At 48.7% G+C, this 1,639-nt stretch carries 1 protein-coding gene and 1 pseudogene; one reads left to right on the forward strand and one right to left on the reverse strand.

The annotated features are described in order from the left end of the window. Positions 1–113 precede the first annotated feature (113 nt). Positions 114–1,288, reverse strand: a pseudogene (locus H5P17_RS26375) (ISKra4 family transposase); the annotation flags it as partial. Positions 1,289–1,341: 53 nt separating this feature from the next. Here H5P17_RS26375 and H5P17_RS26380 point away from each other — a divergent pair. Beyond that, positions 1,342–1,639 (forward strand): transposase (locus H5P17_RS26380; protein WP_182825911.1); only part of this gene is annotated, 298 nt, incomplete at its 3' end.

Consider the following 1,639-nt stretch of genomic DNA (forward strand, 5'->3'; position numbering starts at 1 on the left):
CAGTTCGTTAGCCAGAGCTTGCAACTGTTTTTCGTCCATAAATTAACCTGTTTTTGATGTTGGATTGAACATATCAAAATCAGGCAATTACACAAATTTATGTACAGGCTTATCTATGCTGCCATCGCTGATACCTTTCCATCACTTTCTTCGCCTATTGAGAACCCCGGATACCAGCAGGCGAATTTATCCTGCAACTCGTTATTCAGAACAGCGGTCCGGGTCTGTAACAAATAATGCGCCCCTTTTCTGCTCCACTGCATCTGCTGTTTTTTGGCCATTCGTTTGGCGATCACTTCATTGATCGTTGATTCTACAAACGCCGTTGAAACAGGCTTTCCGTACCGGTGCATTTCACCGTAGTTTGGGATCATCATCTTATTGTTCCGGATGTAGGTATACATTTCATCCAGATGTTTTTGCAGGTATTTCAGGCCGGCAAAGTTCATCGCAATACATGACGCAATTATCGATATGCTCCAGTGCGGCGACAACATTGCCATGCCTTACAGCTTTCCCGAAGCGCCGAAACTTTACTGCCGGTCTCTGGGTCACTGCATAAGCACCGTAAGCCGCATCGTAATATGAAACCAGCCAAACACATGAATTGACTCAGGATACATGCCGAACTGCAATTCCCTCAGGTTATCCGCACCGTCGGACAGAAAGAAAATCAGTTGGTTGGCCTGCATTCCCTGGGTAGACAGGTGTTCCATGAGCCTGCGTTCCGGATGACAGTCACCCTTCTGGACAAAACCGAAACGGCACGTATCTGTTGGCGCCCCGATTAAAAAAGATTTACCGGCAATAATTTCAAAATTATGCTTTTTGTCATCCCGGTCGCGAACATAACCCCCATCAATACTCATCACAAGCGGTTTCCCTGGTCTAGGCTGGTTACCCCAGTCGCGGGGGCAGCCGGAAAGAAAACCAGAATGCGATTCCGTCTCAGCATCAAGACGCTGTGCCACCTGGCATAAATGATTCCTCACCGTTGAGGCATTCAGGCTATCCCCCACCGGCAGAACATCCTTCAGCAGGCGGGTCTTCATTTCATACGAGATCATGGACGCCCAGCGGGTTTCTATATATTTCAGTGAAGGATGGGTGTGATCGCCAGCTCAAATCACTGAGTAGACTGACTATTTTTGTCGCACTTTCCTCGCAACGACACCGGTATACCCGGAGCCCTGAGACAGGAATGACGCCAAACAACGTTTTTCTGCCGACCTTTGATTCGGCGCGAAGCAAGGCAGTGAGGACACTGGATATGCTGGTGAGTATATTCTGAACCGTACCGGGTTTCTTGGAGACTAAACTCTCAGTGAAAGGAGACCCAAAATGAAATCACAATCCGCCAAACGCTATCCCCCTGAATTGCGTAAGCGCGCTGTCAGAATGTTGTTGGAACACCGTGATGAGTATGACTCTGAGCCGGATGCCATTCGTGCCATATCGTCAAAAATCGGGTGCCATTACGACACCCTACGAGCCTGGTTGCGTCAGCATAAAAATGATGTCCGTGGTGGTGTCAGCCCCGTCAACACTGATGATGGCAGACTGAGCACCAATGAGCGCCAGCGTTTAAAAGAACTGGAGCGCGAAAATCGGGAGCTACGCCGCAGCAATGATATATTGC

It is taken from the genome of Serratia sp. OS31 (genome assembly GCF_014164835.1).
GTDB classification, from domain to species: domain Bacteria; phylum Pseudomonadota; class Gammaproteobacteria; order Enterobacterales; family Enterobacteriaceae; genus Serratia; species Serratia liquefaciens_A.